The sequence below is a fragment of the Acinetobacter sp. N1-1 genome (assembly GCF_056711485.1).
The window spans coordinates 1,296,668-1,311,872 of sequence record NZ_JBWXUO010000012.1; the positions used below are offsets into that span (position 1 = coordinate 1,296,668).

Here is a 15,205-nt window from a genome sequence, read left to right on the forward strand (position 1 = left end):
CACTATGGCATATTTTAATTATTGGGGCATTGTGTGCTTAATATAAAAAAGGCAATTATTCAGAGCTTCTTATTATTTACATTATTTTGTTCGCTGATCAGTATTGCTAATGCAACAGATCTGAAGTTTGCAGATGATGGAGAAGTGGGCTTTTATATTAAAAAGTTAGGTATGAAAGTTATTGATGCTGATTTTCAGCAAGTAGATTCCACAATACATTTTGATCCGAATCATTTGGAACAAACACAAATTCACTTTGTTATTCAAGTTGCAAGTATTGATTTAAGTAATGATACATTGCATAACATTTTACTCGGTGAAGATTTGTTTGATGTTGCTAAGTATAAAGAAATTACTTTTGATAGTACGCAAATACAATCTCTCGGAAGTAGTAAATACAATGTTTTTGGTAATTTGACAATTAAGGGTAAAACAAAACAAGTTGTTTTTTATACAACTATTTCGCCTGAAAAAGATGGTAATTTTGAATTTAAAGCTGCAACGCAGATACAAACAAAAAACTTTGCTATGCAATCAAAATTTGGTTCATTAACAGATCATGTTGATATTTTTGTAGATGGCGCACTAGTAAAGAAGTAAGTCAGTGAGTTACTGACTTACCGTTTGAAGTGTTTTTATATCTTCTAATATTTGTTCGGCATGGCCTGCGGCTTTTACTTTTCTATAGCTTTTTATAAGCTTTCCATGATGAAAAATAAAGGTAGATCGTTCAATACCAAAAACTTTTTTACCATACATATTTTTTTCTTTAATCACATCAAAATGTTTACAAAGTACTTCCTCTTTATCACTAATTAGTTCAATTGTTAAGTTTTGCTTTGCAGTAAAGTTTTGATGTGTTTTTACAGAGTCACGTGATACACCAATGATTTGTGTATTTAGTTCTGCAAATTGGTCTTTCAGGCAAGAGAAGCCAACAGCTTGTGTTGTGCAGCCGGGTGTAGAATCTTTCGGATAAAAGTAGATAATAAGCCATTCATGTGGGTATTTAGAAAGATTTATGTGACTAGAGGTTGTTTGAAAATTATGATTGGGTAAAGAGATTTGATCTGACATAAGTTAACTATTCCTAAATAAAACTAGCCACATATAGTGGCTAGTTTTTATATTTAGGTCAAATTATTTTGTAGAAGCTTGAGCTTGTTGCTTCATTGCTTCTTCAGTTAGCGCTTTAAGCTTAGATGTTAACTGAGGACCAAAACAGTTTTGGATTTCTCTGTTTTGCTGTTGAATGAATGGTAAAGTACTTGGACTTTTCTTCTGGTTGACTGTGCTAATAATCTGCCATTCTTGAGCTTTAGTCATTTTACCTTCAGCTTCAACTTGGCATTGACAGAATTTTTCAGCTTCAGCTGTTGTAAGTTTACCAGCTTTACCAGCACTCTCTTTACAGTTACTTACAAGAGCAGCATGCACATTGGTACTTTTTGAAGGATCTTGTGCAGCATGTGAAACAGTTGCTGTAAAAGCAATTGACGTAAATAATGTTGATAGAATTAATTTTGATTTTAACAAATTCATATAATTTACCTTTTTATGAAACATAGCGTGTAGGGTCATCAACTTTCGCTTCAAGAAATCCTTCTTTGCGCAAGCGACAACTATCACACTTACCACAGGCACGTCCTTGTTCATCTGCTTGATAGCAAGAAACGGTTTGACTGTAGTCTACACCATGTTCTATACCTAGACGTATAATATTCCCTTTGGATAAATGTAACAGCGGTGTTTCAATTTTTAAAGGTTTTCCTTCAACACCAGCCTTTGTTGCAAGTGCTGCAAGATTTGCAAATGCCTCAACAAACTCTGGTCTACAATCTGGATAGCCTGAATAGTCCACTGCATTTACACCAATAACAATAGCTTCTGCTTGAAAAACTTCCGCAGCAGCAAGTGCATATGATAAAAAGATCGTGTTACGTGCTGGAACGTAGGTAATTGGAATACCAGATTGTGCTTCTTCAGGTACATCTATTGTATGATCTGTAAGTGCAGAGCCGCCAAGGTTACCAAGATCAATATTAATAATTCTATGCGGAATATTTGCTTGTTGTGCTAAGTTTTTTGCAGCTTCTAGTTCAGTAGATGAACGCTGTCCATATTGGAAACTCAGAGCAACGCAGTCATAATGAGATTGCGCCCAAGCTAAACAAGTTGTTGAGTCTAATCCACCAGACAATAGAACAATAGCACGAGGGCGCATGTGTTTCTCCAAAATTATATCGATTCAATTTAAAGTTTAATTAACGGCCAGTTTCATCTTGCCAAAGTAATTTATGTAGCTGTAGTTGAAAGCGTACAGGTAGTTGGTCTTCGAGTACCCACTGAGCAAGCTCTCTTGCAAAAGCAGGGAGTTTAGCATTTCCTTTTTCTACTGCAAAAGCAGGTGAAAACCAAACTGTATTTACTTGTTTGTCAAGTTGATACTTTTCAACTTGTTGTTTAGACCATTCGTAGTCTTCACGATTACAGATTACGAATTTAATTTGATCTTTCTTTGTCAAGTACTCAAAATTTTCAATTAAATTACGATGTGATTCACCAGAAGTTGGTGTTTTTAAATCTAATACTTTAGATACACGACTATCTACATTTGCAACACTAAGTGCACCACTCGTTTCAAGTGAAATTTCAAACCCTAAATGGCAGAGCTGGTTGAGTAAAGCAATACAATTTGGTTGTGCAAGAGGTTCTCCTCCTGTCACACAAATATATGGCGTATTGTGTTTTTGTGCCTCAGCAATAATGCTTTCTAGGCTTTGTCTTTTACCACCCTCAAAAGAATAAGTTGTATCACAGTAGGTACAACGTAAAGGGCAGCCTGTTAGGCGAATAAATACGGTAGGTAATCCTGCGGTATCAGCCTCACCTTGCAAAGAATAAAAAATCTCTGTAATACGCAGTCCAGATGATGGATCCGTTACAGGAATTGTTGTCGAGCGAAGGGGAGAATTCATAGCAAAATCAACCATATTAAAAAAGAAAAATCTCCACAACCTATTGGTTGTAGAGACTCAATAGATATAAAAATTAGTCGGCGCGAAGCAAGTCATTTAAGCTTGTTTTTGCACGTGTTTGTGCATCAACTTTTTTTACAATGATTGCTGCATATAGGCTGTACTTACCATCTTTAGATGGAAGGCTACCTGGAACAACAACTGAACCTGCTGGTACACGACCATAATGGATTTCACCAGTTTCACGATCATATATACGTGTTGACTGACCAATATAGACACCCATTGAAATTACAGAGCCTTCTTCAACAATGACACCTTCAACGATTTCTGAACGTGCGCCAATGAAGCAGTTGTCTTCAATAATTGTTGGATTTGCTTGTAATGGTTCAAGTACACCACCAATACCAACACCACCAGATAGGTGTACATTTTTACCAATTTGAGCGCATGAGCCTACTGTTGCCCATGTATCTACCATTGTATTTTCGTCTACATACGCACCAATATTTACATAAGATGGCATAAGTACAACATTTTTTGCTTGGAAGCTACCACGACGTGCAACAGCAGGTGGTACAACACGTACACCAGCAGCTTTAAATTGCTCTTCTGTCCAACCTGCAAATTTAGTATCTACTTTATCAAAGAAAGCAAGATCACCAGCTTCAACAGGCTTATTGTCATTAAGTTTGAATGATAATAAAACTGCTTTTTTTAGCCATTGGTGAACTGTCCATTCCCCATTAATTTTTTCAGCAACGCGTAATGAACCATTGTCTAAACCTTTAAGTGCTTCATCAACAGCATTGCGTACTTCTACAGGGCAATCTGTAGCTGTAAAATTCGCACGATTTTCAAAAGCTTGTTCAATTATCGTTGAAAGTTCAGACATAATATTCTTCCAAATCTTGTTTAATTTAAAAACTATCTTAATTTTACACTAAAAACTGTCCATCGTGGACGGTAAATTTTAAGATGACCTATGATTGAGGTTTATTTGATTGTGCTTTTATATACAAAAAAGTCAATTGTTTAGTAATAAATTGTTGGTTTTTATATGGTGTAGTCAGTAATGCATTTCTAGTTATTTAAAATGTAAGTATTTTTAACTACTTTTTAAAGTATCCAGAGAAGTATTTATGTTCTTATCCTAGTTTTAATTTAGATTATGTACCATGAAGCCAATATAAAATCTTATCGTATATTCAATGAAAAAAGATATGATAAGTAAAATACATTACGATGAAACTTGGATAGATAATGAGAAATAAAAGTATGCTCCTCATTGTACTTTACTTTGTTTTAAAAGCAAATGCAGTATTTGCTGATGAGCAAATTATAAAAGGAGGGGAGTCGACTGCAACACAATATATACCTAGTGGCTTGAGACTCGATGCTGGGTTAAATGGTTATGGTGGCGCAGTACTATGGGATGTAAATAACTATGTAAGTTTTGTACTTGGTTATGAAGGTCGTACAATAGATTGGAAACATCATATTACTGTCAATGCAAGACGGTATAAACTTGATAAGATAAAAAACAAAAACACATATATGAATGCTGAAATTCATCCTTGGGGTGAGAGCCATAATTCATTGTTGAAATCTTTTTATATTGTTACGGGTGTGGGATATATAAGTCAAAAAAATGATTTGCACTTAGTAACATCAGCTCAAACAAAAGTAGAGATGAGTTATAGCGATGCGATATCACCTTATTTAGGTTTTGGAGCACAATCTCTTTTTGCAGGACATTGGGGTGTTTTTGGAGAGGTAGGGACATATTATGTAGATCATCCTTTAGTATCTTCTTCTAGAATGGATGTAGACACTTATAATGATCAATATAGTTTAAAAAATAACAGTAAATATCAATGGCTACCTGTTGCAAAACTAGGTGTAACATATAAGTTTTAATAAAAAAGCACCTATAAAAGGTGCTTTTTTGTATCTTATCTAATTTTGGATAACCAATCACCAAACATTTGAACGATTTGTACAAGGACAAGTAGGGCAATAATTGTGGCAATCATAATAAAGGTATCGAAACGTTGGTAACCATATGAGTAAGCTAAATCACCAATTCCACCCCCACCAACAACACCTGCCATTGCAGTTGCACCAATTAAACTAATATTTGCACTTGTTAAGTTTAAAATAAGTGAGCTACGTGCTTCAGGTAGGATAAATTTAAAGATAATTTGTGCAGGTGATGCACCCATAGCTTGAGCAGACTCGATAATACCTTCATTCACTTCAAGCAATGAGATTTCAATGAGTCGCCCCATATATGGCCCAATATATGCAACCAAAGGAACAATTGCTGCTGCTGTACCAATAGTTTTACCTGTAATAAATTTCGTAATGGGGATAATTGCAATCATTAGAATAACGAATGGTAATGAGCGCAGTCCATTTACAATAGGATTTAAAACTTGGTAAATAATACGATTGGGTAAAATACCTGCTGGTCGCGTAACAAGTAGTGTAATTGCTTGTAAGAAGCCCCAAATTGCACCAAAAAAGAATGCAATAACAACCATATAAATAGTTTGTTGGAGGGCAGATACGAAGTCATCTACAGATACAATACTATTCCAAAAAGGGTGGGTAATCTGTGTGAGCCACTGAACAAATAAGTCTCTCATTTTTGTTCTCCTGCTTGCGAGGCAACAGATACACCGTGTTCTTCTAGGTGCTGAATTGCTGCTTTTACTGTTGTGGCTTCACCAAGAACTTGAACAAACATTTGACCAATGACAGTCCCGTTGATCTCTGTCATTGATGCAAATAGAATATTTAAACTGATATCAAATGATTTAATCATTGACTGAATAACAGGTTCTTGTGCTGATTTTCCTAAAAATTGCAGACGATAAATACTGTGGTGATGTTGGTTTTCTAATTGTCTTAAAATATTCGTTGGTAAGTGCTGTTGTAAAACAGTCTGAATAAATGTCTGCGTTGTTGGATGCTTAGGGTTGCTGAAAATTTCAACAGTTGAACCTTGCTCAATGACATGCCCAGCTTCCATGACAGCAATATGGTCGCAGACCTTTTCAATAACATCCATTTCATGTGTAACCATGACAATTGTAATATTTTGTTCTTGATTAATTTTTTTTAGTAGGTCAAGTACAGATTGAGTAGTTTGAGGGTCTAAAGCAGATGTTGCTTCATCACACAATAGAGTTTTAGGATGATTAGTTAGCGCACGAGCAATACCTACACGCTGTTTTTGTCCACCAGACAGCTCATCAGGATAAGCATTTCTTTTATGCTCTAAATCAATAAAATGGAGTAGTTCATCTAATCTTTTTTTACGCTCGACCTTACTGTAACCAAGCAGGCGCATTGGCATTTCAATATTTTCTGCAACAGTTTTTGTTTGTAGTAAGTTAAAGTGCTGAAAAATCATACCGATATTAGCACGTTCTTGACGCAAAGTTTTTGCATCTAAAGCGGTAAAATCTTTTTGATTAATGATAATCTGGCCTGCGCTTGGACGTTCAAGTAAGTTAATTAAACGAATTAATGTACTTTTTCCTGCACCACTATAGCCAATAATTCCAAAAATACTCCCTTCAGGTATTTCTAGGTTAATTTGCTTGAGTGCATGGACGGTTTGACCTTTAAGCGTATAGTGCTTTGAGATATTTTTAAATTGAATCATTTTGTCAAAAACTATGCTAAAAATAAAAACAGGCAAAGTTGATCACTTTACCTGTTTTAGTTGAAATAGGATTACTACTGGTTTTCAGTTAAGTAGCTGATAGGCTTATTAACATCAATTTTAGTACCACCAAAGTGGTCAGTAATAAATTTCTTTACTTCTTCGCTGTGATAGATCGTTGCAAGTTTTTGCAATTTTGGATCATCTTTTTTTGCATCAGAAGTAACAAGTAAGTTGATGTTCAGCTTGGTTGATTGATTAACTGGCTCGTAGAATAGTGCATCTTTAAGTACATTTAAGCCACCCTCCATTGCAAGTGTATTACCTAAAGCAATGGCATCAACATCACCCATAACTCTTACAGCTGTTGCCATAGGAATTGGTTTTAGCTGAAGGTGTTTTGGGTTTGCAGTAATATCTTTTAGATCGCCGTGAATTGGATCGAAACCATCTTTAAGCTGGATAAGTCCCGCAGCTTTAAGAAGAGATAATGAGCGTGCTTCATTTGAAGTATCATTTGGAATAGCAATCGTTGCATTATTTGGAATTTGGTCTATTTTTTTATACTTACTTGAGTAAATTCCCATTGGTTCAATGTAAGTTGTTGCGATTGGAACTAGCTTATCTTTACTTTGAGTGTTATATGCAACAAGGTAGTTATAAGACTGGAATGCATTAACGTCAATTTCTCCTGCTGCAGTTGCTTTGTTCATTGCAACATAATCAGGCATATTTTTTACGTCTAACTTGATACCAGCTTCTTTTGTTGCAGGTAGTGTTGCAATGTAACGCCATACATCTGTATCTGAACCATCAGAACCAAGCACAACTGTTTTTAATTCTTTATTAGTATCTGCTGGTGCTACATTATGGTCTGTAGGAGTTTTACTGCACCCTGCAGCAAGTGTAAGACCTGCACCTAAAAAAACAACACCCAATAATTTTTTCATGAGGGGTAATAATCCTGATAAAAATGTTTATAAATACGGAAGGCATTGACTGATTAATTTATGTTTTTCTTACATTTTGTTCATTTGACTGTAGTCAAAAGTATATTTGAATTACAGTACTATGAATTATCTAGTACCCCTAGATGAATGTAAAACGATAAATATAGTGTGATTCAGTATGAAGTTGCCATTATCATATCAAGAAATCATTATTTAATATAGAGAAAAGCATTTAAAGAATTACTTTGTTTGTATATGAAAATCTCAGATTTCTTAATCTAAACGCAGTATAAAGTGTTCATTATATAAGTCAAAACAATAAAATTCACAATAGTTATGAATTTTTTTCATTTAGATCAGCAGAAAGGTAGGGGATAGTACTAATATTAGCACTATCTCCGTATAAATTATTGATTAGGAGTTTCACGTGCAATTGCACGATAGCCAATATCTGTACGATACTGCATACCGTCAAATGTAACTTGTCCACAAACTTCAAGTGCATTCACTTGAGCTTCTAAAACTGTATTTCCAAGTGCAGTTACACAAAGAACACGACCACCTGCGGTAGTAATGTGCCCATCTTCTGTAGTTGCTGTTCCTGCATGGAATATTTTTGTTCCTTCAGGCGACTGACCTAGACCAGAGATAATATCTCCTTTATGCGCTGTTTCAGGATACCCTGCAGATGCGAGTACAATGCCAATCGATTTGCGTTCATCCCATTTTGCTTCGGAAGGAAGGTTACCGTCAATTCCTGCTTGAATCAAATCTACCAAAGATGATTGTAGTCGCATCATAATTGGTTGTGTTTCAGGATCTCCAAAACGGCAGTTAAATTCGATTACACGCGGTTGGCCTTGATCATCAATCATTAAACCTGCATATAAGAAGCCCGTATATGTGTGTCCATCTTTTGCCATGCCTTCGACGGTTGGACGCATAATTTCATTCATTACACGCTCAAAAATTTCAGGTGTAACGACTGGTGCAGGAGAGTAAGCACCCATACCACCAGTGTTTGGACCTTGATCACCTTCAAAAATACGTTTGTGATCTTGCGAGGTTGCCATTGGTAAAATATTTTTGCCATCTACCATGCAAATGAAACTTGCTTCTTCGCCTGCTAAGAATTGTTCAATAACAACACGGCTACCTGCATCGCCAAATTTGTTGCTAGAAAGCATGTCATCAATCGCATCAAAAGCATCTTCATTGCTCATTGCAACAATAACGCCTTTACCTGCAGCAAGACCATCTGCTTTGATGACAATAGGAGCACCATGCTTTTCTACATATGCTTTTGCAGGATCAATTTCTGTGAATACTTCATAAAAAGCAGTTGGAATTTCATGTTTTTGTAGAAAATCTTTTGCAAATGCTTTTGAGCCTTCTAATTGTGCTGCATATTGGGTAGGTCCCCAAATCTTTAAACCAGCATTCTGAGCGGCATCGACAACACCATTGACAAGAGGTGCTTCTGGACCAACCACAATTAGCTCAATTTTATTATCTTTAGCAAAAGTGATTATTGCATCATTGTCTAAAATATTAAGTTGTATATTTTTACATTTTTCTTCTGTAGCAGTTCCAGCATTACCCGGTGCAACAAAAACTTGACTGACTTGGCTATCTTGAGCAATTTTCCATGCTAGTGCATGCTCACGTCCGCCATTACCTAAAACTAAAATATTCATAGGTGAATCTCCATAAATGAAACATCCTCATGGTATAAATATGAGGATGTTTCTATTAAATATGCGTATTAATTGTTGTTATTAGTGGCGGAAATGGCGCATACCAGTAAACACCATTGCAATACCGGCTTCATCAGCTGCTGCAATGACCTCTTCGTCACGCATAGAACCACCCGGCTGAATAATACATTTAATACCTGCTTTTGCAGCATTATCAATACCATCACGGAATGGGAAGAATGCATCTGATGCCATAACAGCACCTTCAACAACAAGACCTGCATGTTCTGCTTTAATTGCAGCAATACGAGCTGAGTTTACACGGCTCATTTGACCTGCACCCACACCAATTGTTTGACGGTTTTTCGCATAAACAATCGCATTTGATTTTACATACTTCGCAACTTTCCATGCAAAGATTAGATCTTCAATTTCTTGTTCTGATGGTGCGCGTTTAGTCACAACTTTCAGCTCATCTGCTGTAATCATGCCTAAATCTTGGTCTTGAACCAGTAAGCCACCATTTACACGTTTATAATCAAGTTGATGCACACGTTCGTTAATTTCAGGAAGCTCACCACAAGTTAATACACGAACGTTCTTTTTAGCACCTGTAACTTCTAAAACACCTTCGGCAATACTTGGTGCAATAATAACTTCAACGAATTGACGAGAAACGATTGCTTTTGCAGTTTCTACATCTAGCTCACGGTTAAAGGCAATAATACCGCCAAAAGCTGATTCTGGATCAGTTGCATAAGCAAGGTCATATGCTGCATGAATGCCATCTAATGAAACTGCAACACCACATGGATTTGCATGTTTAACAATAACACAGGCAGGTTTAACAAAAGATTTTACACATTCTAATGCTGCATCGGTATCTGCAATATTGTTATAAGATAGTTCTTTACCTTGCAGTTGTTTAGATGTAGAAACTGCTGCTTCTGTTGCAGTTGGGTCTACGTAGAATGCTGCAGCTTGGTGTGGATTTTCACCATAACGTAAGTCTTGTGCTTTTTGTAGCTGTGTATTAAATGTACGTGGGAATGTGTCTGCTGCTTCATCTTCATTCTTGCCTACACGTGCGCCAAGATATGATGCGATCATGCCGTCATATTGAGCAGTGTGCTCAAATGCTTTTACAGCAAGGTCAAAGCGAGTTGCTTGTGAAAGTGAGCCTGCATCTTTGAGTTCTTGAATGACATTTGCATAGTCAGATGCATTGACAATAATACCAACTGACGCATGATTTTTTGCAGCAGCACGAACCATTGTCGGTCCACCAATGTCAATATTTTCAATTGCATCTTCAAGTGAACAGTTTGGTTTTGCAACAGTTGCAGCAAATGGGTATAGGTTAACAATAACAAGGTCAATAGCAGCGATGTCATGTGCTTGCATAACAGCTTCATCGATGCCACGACGTGCCAAAATACCACCGTGAATTTTTGGGTGTAGTGTTTTTACACGGCCGTCCATCATTTCTGGGAAGCCTGTATGCTCAGAAACCTCAACAACGGCAATGTTGTTTTCTTTTAATAATTTATATGTTCCACCCGTAGATAAAATCTCAACTCCTAAATTAGAGAGATTTTTTGCAAATTCAACAATACCGGTTTTGTCGGAAACGGAAATTAAAGCGCGTTTGATTGTCATGATATATTTAGTCTTTGAAGTTAGAAAACAAAAGGCAAAAAAAATGCCCACGAAGACGTGAGCATTTTATCATTTATTCACTCATTAAACCGTGAGCTTTTAACTTTTTACGTAAAGTACCACGGTTTAGTCCTAAAATCTCTGCAGCACGTGTTTGGTTGCCGCGAGTGTATTCAAGAACCACAGACAAAAGAGGTTTCTCCATTTCTGCTAGCACCATGTCATACACCTGAGATGGTTGCTCACCTTGCAAAGATGCAAAATAGTGACGAACCGCGCGGTCCACATGGATGCGAAGCGCTACATCAGATTGTGCAGTAAAAATAGGAGATTTGCTATTCATGCGTTTTAATCCGAAATTAATCAAGACCACTTCGGGGGCGAGTGGTTATATTTAAAAGGGCAAAATAAGCATTACTAAAAGTAATACTTATAAAATTCAATACAGCTTGCCATAATTTTACTCGTTTGATTGAAAAATAAGCGTAACAAATATTTAGAAATTGTTACAGCCTGACTTTTCAGGAACAAAAAAAATGCTCTATGCGCAAAATGAATAAATGCACATCTAAGAATTTCTTTAGTTATGGGAATTATACGAGATATATGTTTGGTCAAGCATTAATGGCGCGTATGATAACACTGTCGACAAAAAAGTGAGTAAATATAAGGCAGATTTTTTTGTTTTTTTAATCGTTTTTTTGAATTATTATTATTTTTTAATTGTTTATTCTATTTATTGCTTCTAAAAGTTAATATTAGATTGATATTTTACACTAAGATATGTTTAAGAATTATTAAATTATGGAAGCGTTGTATCTGCTATTTTTAGTTGAGTGCAATGAATAGTGTTATAAGAAAAAGGGATATCGATGAGGAAATCAATTTTTTGTGTTTTTAATAAGTTGTTTTTTATTTTTAAAATAAAAGGAATATGGTAAGTGTTTTTGTAAGTTTAGTAATAACGTTGAATGAGTCTAAATTCTGGATTGAGCTTCTGATGGTTGTTATATAGGGATATTCTTATGAATAAGCAAAATTTCTGTATACAGTTATGATATGAATGTTATTTGCCAATAGAATTTTTTGAGAATGGGTGCGTATTATAGTGCATAATATGAATAAGAAGCACGATGACTAAAGTAAAACTTATAATAAATAATATAAGAGATATCCAAGTCGGTAATCTTTTTTTAGTTGGATTCGTGGTAATTTTTTGTGAGGTATTAGACGAGACTTCACTGTGATTTATATGATTTAAGTGATTTAATAAATTTTTATTCCCGTTATTTTGCGTATGAAATATTTCTAATGCTGAGTATTTTGCAAGTTTGAATGTACGTTCTGTATTATTTTCTGGGGAAGATGAAAAATGCTTACTAGGCATATGATAGTAAGCATTAAATGTAGAATTACACTGACCACAGCATACGGTGCCTTGAGCAACAGATAGATGCATCATTGAAACAAAATACTTTGTTTGACATGTAGGACAGATGGTCTGGATACTTTCCATATTATACTAAGAAGTATGTCTAGTTCCTGAAATACGATACCAACACTCATCTCGTTTTTCTATTTCAGTCACGTTAAAGAAGTTCTTGTAGGTATTACTTACTTCTTCAACTTGTTCTTCAATAATACCTGCAAGTGCAAATTCACCACCATGTTTGATTAACTTACTAAATTCAGGCGCAAGTGCAATAAGCGGTGCAGCTAAGATATTTGCAATAAGAATATCAGATTGTTGATTTAGTGATTTATTAAATGCTTCAGGAAGATCGACATATAGCCTATCGAGAACACCATTAAGTTCGGCATTTTGTTTTGTAGCAAGTACAGCTTGAGGGTCTATGTCTGTTGCATATACTTTTTTCGCGCCAAGCAATAGCGCAGCAACGCCTAAAATACCTGAGCCACAGCCATAATCAATAACAACTTTATCTTTTAAATCTGTTTTTCCAAGCCATTGTAAGCATAAAAATGTACTGGCATGGTTTCCTGTGCCAAATGCAAGTCCAGGATCTAACTTTAAGTTAACTGCATTTTTATTCGGTGGTTCAAGCCATTCTGGAACAATCCAAAAATTGTCTGCAATTTCGATTGGCTCATAGTAATCCATCCAAGCACGTTCCCAAACTTGGTCTTCAAGTTCGTCGTAATGAATAGGTGTATTCTCAGGAAGTTGTAACTTAGCAAAAGAGACTAGTGCATCTGCATCGATTGGTGCTTCATCAGTTTGCTGATAGATTCCTGTAACAATTACTTTATTCCAAAGTGGTGTTTCACCAGGGAGTGGCTCAAGAAGTGCCTGATCTTCGGCATCATCTAAAGTTACGCTAACAGCGCCGAGAGAAAGCAGGAGCGTTTCAGTTGCATCAACTTGTGCTTGATCAACAGTAATATGAATTTGTAACCACTTCACGAAAATAACCTAATTGTTTGGGAAATAATTTCAGCTATTGTAACGAAAACCTGTTCGCTTAGGGAGGGCTAACCGAGTATTTAATAAAAAGCGATCTAATTGTAGAGCGCTTTTTGAATATTAGTGAATAGTATGCTGCTGTAAAATATCTAACTCTTTCCGACTAAATCCTCTAGACATTAAAACACGTTTGATTCCTTTCACAACATATTCATCATGCGTTGCTTTTAGCGTTTGAATAAGTTGTTCATTGCTTTTACATGAGCAGTCGTTTTCAATACATGCCATATTGTTTTTTTGACTGTTCTGTCTGTCTTTTGAAGTAAATAATTTTTGCCAAATACTCATAAGAGCGTTCATTGCAACCTAACATTTCTCGAAATATAAATAAAAAAATAAAAAATACAAGACCCTCTAGTTTTCTATACATATGTAGATTATTTTTGATAGATGATGACGTAAAATGTAACTATCGTAAAAACAAATAATTAATTGAAAAAAGTGATGCTAATTATTTAAATATTTTGAAACATATTTAATTAAGTCGAAAAATGTCTTAGTTTTTTTTAAAAGTTTTTCTAATTTAATTTGTATTTTTTATAAGAAAAGGTGATGAATTGAGAGGTCAATATTAGACCTCTCATTATTTTATTAACTTACTTTTTTTGTAGTAATACACCACTTTCTACATGGTGTGTATGTGGAAATTGATCGAAAATTGCAAAGTGTTTGATTTGATGGGTTTCACTTAGTATTTCTAAGTTGTCTGCCAGTGTATCTGGATTGCAAGAAATATAGATAATATGCTCGAAGTTTTGTAGCAGTTCTAGCGTGTCATTATCAATTCCTGCACGTGGTGGGTCGACAAAAACAGTACCAAAGTCATAGCTAGCAATGTCGATATTTGCTTCTTGGAGTCGTCTGAATTCACGTTCGCCCTGATAGGCTTGTGTAAACTCTTCAGCTGCAAGTCTTGCAATTTGAATATTATGAATAGCATTTTTTTCGATATTCCATTCGGCAGCATAGACAGATGACTTTGCAAGCTCTGTTGCTAAAACACGTTCGAACTTTGTGGAAAGTGGTAGGGTAAAGTTGCCGTTACCACAGTAAAGTTCAAGCAAGTCACCTTTGCACTCGGTTGCAATATCACATGCCCATTGCAACATTTTTTGGCAAACAATGGCATTTGGCTGGGTAAAGCCGTTTTCTATTTGTTTATATAGATAAGATTTATTGTCTACTGTTAAATTTTCAACAACAAAATCATCACTGAGCACGAGCTTTTGACCACGACTACGACCAATAATTTTAATGTTAAGTTGTTCTGAAAGAGATTGAGCGAGTGCTTGCCATTCTTCATCAAGTTTGCGGTGATAAATAAGACTTACAAGCATTTCACCACTTAAACTTGCAAGAAAATCAACTTCAAAGAGTCGATGATGTAAATTTTTATGTAACTTTAAAGCCTCTAATAGTTTAGGCATTAAGTCATTAATTGCATGGCATGCAATTGGGAAGTGATCGACACGAACAGCTTTTTTATTTTTTCCAGTTTCATCACGTTCAAACATTGCATAAAACATATCGCTATCTGTGTGCCAGATACGAAATTCTGCACGCATTCTAAAGTAATCGCTCGGCGAGTCAAAAACTTCTAATTTTGGTGGGTTAAATGCTTGGAATTGGGCTGTAATACGCTCAATTTTGGCTTGCAGTTGTTGCTGATATGCAGATGTCATAAATGGATGATTACATGCTAGGAAAGAAGAGAGGCAATCTTAACAAACAACGTCAACTAAGCCTAGTCATCTGTTGTC

At 35.6% G+C, this 15,205-nt stretch carries 17 protein-coding genes; 2 read left to right on the forward strand and 15 right to left on the reverse strand.

The window, feature by feature from the left end; translation table 11 throughout:
- Positions 1-33: 33 nt before the first annotated feature.
- Entirely contained in the window at positions 34-600 is a 567-nt protein-coding gene (locus AC1MPL_RS06355) for a YceI family protein (RefSeq protein ID WP_479764964.1), read from the forward strand.
- A gap of 9 nt (positions 601-609) precedes the next feature.
- On the opposite strand, the gene AC1MPL_RS06360 is transcribed toward AC1MPL_RS06355, so the two are convergent.
- From AC1MPL_RS06360 to dapD, 5 genes are all read right to left on the reverse strand, one after another.
- On the reverse strand, positions 610-1,077 hold the full coding sequence (locus AC1MPL_RS06360) for a peroxiredoxin (RefSeq protein WP_479764965.1): 468 nt from the start codon (positions 1,075-1,077) through the stop codon (positions 610-612).
- 63 nt (positions 1,078-1,140) lie between these two features.
- Positions 1,141-1,542: a hypothetical protein gene (locus AC1MPL_RS06365; protein WP_479764966.1), complete on the reverse strand. Its 402-nt coding sequence runs from the start codon at positions 1,540-1,542 to the stop codon at positions 1,141-1,143.
- 13 nt (positions 1,543-1,555) lie between these two features.
- Positions 1,556-2,224 (reverse strand): 7-cyano-7-deazaguanine synthase QueC, encoded by a 669-nt coding sequence (gene queC / locus AC1MPL_RS06370; protein ID WP_479764967.1) that lies wholly within the window; start codon positions 2,222-2,224, stop codon positions 1,556-1,558.
- Positions 2,225-2,264: 40 nt separating this feature from the next.
- Positions 2,265-2,978, reverse strand: a complete 714-nt coding sequence (gene queE, locus AC1MPL_RS06375) for a 7-carboxy-7-deazaguanine synthase QueE (RefSeq protein WP_479764968.1) — start codon at positions 2,976-2,978, stop codon at positions 2,265-2,267.
- Positions 2,979-3,051: 73 nt separating this feature from the next.
- Positions 3,052-3,873, reverse strand: a complete 822-nt coding sequence (gene dapD / locus AC1MPL_RS06380) for a 2,3,4,5-tetrahydropyridine-2,6-dicarboxylate N-succinyltransferase (protein ID WP_479764969.1) — start codon at positions 3,871-3,873, stop codon at positions 3,052-3,054.
- A 368-nt stretch (positions 3,874-4,241) separates the two neighbouring features.
- Here dapD and AC1MPL_RS06385 point away from each other — a divergent pair, with 368 nt between their 5' ends.
- The gene (locus AC1MPL_RS06385; RefSeq protein WP_479764970.1) at positions 4,242-4,898 is read left to right on the forward strand and encodes a hypothetical protein; all 657 of its coding nucleotides are present in this window, start codon (positions 4,242-4,244) and stop codon (positions 4,896-4,898) included.
- 35 nt (positions 4,899-4,933) lie between these two features.
- Here the strand turns inward: AC1MPL_RS06385 and AC1MPL_RS06390 are convergent, their stop codons facing one another.
- The 10 genes from AC1MPL_RS06390 to trmA form a co-directional block, all read right to left on the reverse strand.
- Positions 4,934-5,629: a methionine ABC transporter permease gene (locus AC1MPL_RS06390; RefSeq protein ID WP_479764971.1), complete on the reverse strand. Its 696-nt coding sequence runs from the start codon at positions 5,627-5,629 to the stop codon at positions 4,934-4,936.
- Positions 5,626-6,654: a methionine ABC transporter ATP-binding protein gene (locus AC1MPL_RS06395; RefSeq protein ID WP_479764972.1), complete on the reverse strand. Its 1,029-nt coding sequence runs from the start codon at positions 6,652-6,654 to the stop codon at positions 5,626-5,628. The genes AC1MPL_RS06390 and AC1MPL_RS06395 overlap by 4 nt, the downstream gene beginning before the upstream one ends.
- 74 nt (positions 6,655-6,728) lie before the next feature.
- The gene (locus AC1MPL_RS06400; RefSeq protein WP_479764973.1) at positions 6,729-7,604 is read right to left on the reverse strand and encodes a MetQ/NlpA family ABC transporter substrate-binding protein; all 876 of its coding nucleotides are present in this window, start codon (positions 7,602-7,604) and stop codon (positions 6,729-6,731) included.
- 407 nt (positions 7,605-8,011) lie between these two features.
- Positions 8,012-9,301: a phosphoribosylamine--glycine ligase gene (gene purD, locus AC1MPL_RS06405; protein WP_479764974.1), complete on the reverse strand. Its 1,290-nt coding sequence runs from the start codon at positions 9,299-9,301 to the stop codon at positions 8,012-8,014.
- Between the two features lie 81 nt (positions 9,302-9,382).
- Positions 9,383-10,960: a bifunctional phosphoribosylaminoimidazolecarboxamide formyltransferase/IMP cyclohydrolase gene (purH, locus tag AC1MPL_RS06410; RefSeq protein WP_479764975.1), complete on the reverse strand. Its 1,578-nt coding sequence runs from the start codon at positions 10,958-10,960 to the stop codon at positions 9,383-9,385.
- A 73-nt stretch (positions 10,961-11,033) separates the two neighbouring features.
- Positions 11,034-11,303, reverse strand: coding sequence for a DNA-binding transcriptional regulator Fis (gene fis / locus AC1MPL_RS06415; protein WP_005014868.1), 270 nt, complete (start codon positions 11,301-11,303; stop codon positions 11,034-11,036).
- A 723-nt stretch (positions 11,304-12,026) separates the two neighbouring features.
- Complete coding sequence (locus AC1MPL_RS06420) at positions 12,027-12,476, reverse strand: MJ0042-type zinc finger domain-containing protein (RefSeq protein WP_479764976.1); 450 nt, start codon at positions 12,474-12,476, stop codon at positions 12,027-12,029.
- 6 nt (positions 12,477-12,482) lie between these two features.
- A complete protein-coding gene (prmA, locus tag AC1MPL_RS06425) occupies positions 12,483-13,385 on the reverse strand; it encodes a 50S ribosomal protein L11 methyltransferase (RefSeq protein ID WP_479764977.1) in 903 nt (300 codons plus the stop codon).
- A gap of 120 nt (positions 13,386-13,505) precedes the next feature.
- On the reverse strand, positions 13,506-13,733 hold the full coding sequence (locus tag AC1MPL_RS06430) for a hypothetical protein (RefSeq protein WP_479764978.1): 228 nt from the start codon (positions 13,731-13,733) through the stop codon (positions 13,506-13,508).
- Positions 13,734-14,041: 308 nt separating this feature from the next.
- The gene (gene trmA, locus AC1MPL_RS06435) at positions 14,042-15,127 is read right to left on the reverse strand and encodes a tRNA (uridine(54)-C5)-methyltransferase TrmA (RefSeq protein WP_479764979.1); all 1,086 of its coding nucleotides are present in this window, start codon (positions 15,125-15,127) and stop codon (positions 14,042-14,044) included.
- Positions 15,128-15,205: the final 78 nt, after the last annotated feature.